At 40.0% G+C, this 2,270-nt stretch carries 4 protein-coding genes; 3 read left to right on the top strand and 1 reads right to left on the bottom strand.

From position 1 onward, the window contains the following. Positions 1-163 precede the first annotated feature (163 nt). The 3 genes from ABHN01_RS24865 to ABHN01_RS24855 all read left to right on the top strand — a co-directional run bounded on the left by ABHN01_RS24865 (position 164) and on the right by ABHN01_RS24855 (position 1,454). Positions 164-556, top strand: a complete 393-nt coding sequence (locus ABHN01_RS24865) for a GMC family oxidoreductase N-terminal domain-containing protein (protein WP_429877770.1) — start codon at positions 164-166, stop codon at positions 554-556. After that, on the top strand, positions 556-1,224 hold the full coding sequence (locus tag ABHN01_RS24860) for a GMC oxidoreductase (protein ID WP_429877769.1): 669 nt from the start codon (positions 556-558) through the stop codon (positions 1,222-1,224). The genes ABHN01_RS24865 and ABHN01_RS24860 overlap by 1 nt, the downstream gene beginning before the upstream one ends. A 131-nt stretch (positions 1,225-1,355) precedes the next feature. Then, positions 1,356-1,454, top strand: a complete 99-nt coding sequence (locus tag ABHN01_RS24855) for a lysozyme family protein (protein WP_429877768.1) — start codon at positions 1,356-1,358, stop codon at positions 1,452-1,454. Positions 1,455-1,706: 252 nt separating this feature from the next. Here ABHN01_RS24855 and ABHN01_RS24850 read toward each other — a convergent pair. After that, positions 1,707-2,270: class I SAM-dependent methyltransferase (locus ABHN01_RS24850; RefSeq protein ID WP_429877767.1), on the bottom strand; the 564-nt coding region annotated here is incomplete at its 5' end.

Raw genomic sequence — 2,270 nt, 5'->3', positions numbered from 1 at the left:
GAAGGCACTCATGAAGATGTAACGATGTCCATTCCGCGCAATTTGTTCCTGATCCTCGAACAACAGAAGGAAGCAAATATGCTAATTATGCAGGAAATTACCGCTATGACTATTCAAGACAACAGAATCATTACCTGCTCACCATGATTTAAGCAACAATACGCTGAAATTCAGAGAGGGCTGTGAATCACTCGGTATTCAGCATGCTGTTTCTCCATTAGCCATCCTGTCAGCTCCCCATAATGGAAGAAAACCTTGCATCAACAGTGGATTTTGTATAGAGGGATGCATGCCTGATCATTCGAAAACTACCCCTTTAAACACGTTTGTACCAGAAAGCATTAATAACGGTGCTGTAATTATTCCAAATGCGATGGCGACAAGGGTCGTAACCAAACCGGATGGCACAATACGGGGAGTCGAATACCTTCTCGAAAAAGAACTGCATTTTCAGGAAGCACGGATCGTAATCCTCGCCGCTTATGCAATTGAAACACCGCGATTACTGTTACATTCCGCGAAGGATGGATTGGCAAATTCAAGCGCCGATATTTAATGACGAATCTTAACGACCAAATGATTGTTAAATTTGACGATGAAATAAGAATGTATCGTGGGAACCCTGTGCAGGCATTAACGATGGATCATTATGAACAAGGGAGAAAAGACGGCTACGCCCGGGGGTTCATATTAAATTCATACGGCCACCGTCCAGTTCGGCTGGCCAGCTTGTTTTTCGAAAATGATCAAGAAAGCTATGGCGAAAAGTTAAGAGATCGCATGCTCGATTATAATCACTACGGCTGCTTTGCCATGCTAGGAGAGGTGCTGCCTCAAGAAAACAACCGTGTTATTCTTGGAAAGGAAATGGATGATTATGGATTGCCAGTTCCGGAAGTCCATTTTTCTTTCCATACCAATGATCTGAAAATACGTGAAGAAGCACAAAAAAAGCTGGCTGAAATAGGAGTTGCAGTCAGCGGACAACCCTTGTACCATTTGCACAGCAATGCACACTTAATGGGCGGTTGCAGGATGGGGTCTGACCCTGAAACATCTGTTGTAAACAGCTTTGGGCAATCACACGACATAAAAAATTTATTTATCGCTGGTTCAGCATCCTTTGTCACAGCCCCTGCTGCAAATCCAACATTAACTGTTTATTCATTAGCATTACGTACAGCGGAATACATACTGGAAGAGATGAAAACAGGAAACTTATAATTAAAAAACAGCATTAAAATGAACTGCACCCCTATTGTTAGGCACAACTAACAATAGGGGTGCAGTTTTTTCATGAACATCGATTTTGAATGCATTTTTATTTCCTGCATCCAATAGTTGAGTAATCCGATATGCAAGCAAGCGAGAGCTATTGCGGCACGGTGGGCTGCATTAATAATCCGGAAAAGTCTATTCAACAAGGAACAAAGAATTTTTCCTCACCAACTTAAAAAAGTAAAGGGCGAACTTAAAACTGCGATTCAAAGTTTTAACAGTGGTGGAGGATTTATTAACTATGTAAATCTTCACGATAGGATCTTTTCCATTCCCGCCCGATCCCTGCATCATAATGGCAAAGGATCACACCTATTATCGTATGTCCAAACTTTTTTAATGCTTTAATTTCGCACATTTAATGCCACTTACTATTAAGTTTTTGTTTATTTTAAGACGAAGGAACTTTGTGTTTGTCTAAGATACAATTAAAGAAAGGCTGTAAAATATAGCTCATTATATAATAAGCATTTTTTAAACCGTTTTAACACGTTGCATTTGAAATTTGCTTTGGCAAAGTAATTTAGATAATCTTCCTCCCGCCGGATGTAATTACCAGCATCATACCACTGCATGAACCAATTGCTTACCGGCGACTTTTTAAAAAAACACGGTTCGATGATAATTATTCTGCCATCTGGTTTTAAAATTCTTTTAAATTCCGTTACATAGTCACGGATGGCTTCCGGTGAGATATGATGGAGGACAGCGATAATTAAAATAACATCAAAGCTACTATCCTTTGCAGGAAGTTTATTCCCGGAAAAAGCTTGAAAACGATATGGGGAGTACATTCGTTTGGCAAAGTCAATCCTGCCATGATCCGGGTCTAGCCCAAAATAATGATCTGGTGAAAACAAGGTACAGTTCGCCCCAGTCCCCGACCCAAAATCAAGTACGGTTTTGTTCGAAAAATCAAAGTGCCGTTGAATATTTTTCTCAATATATATTTTTGTGATCAATTTTGGTCGAACTAAGGCGTGATAAACTCT

The sequence above is a fragment of the Fictibacillus sp. NRS-1165 genome (assembly GCF_050468105.1).
Lineage (GTDB): Bacteria > Bacillota > Bacilli > Bacillales > Fictibacillaceae > Fictibacillus_C > Fictibacillus_C terrinigri.
The sequence above is the reverse complement of the archived record's forward strand: the minus strand, read 5'-3'. Positions and strand labels throughout refer to the sequence as shown.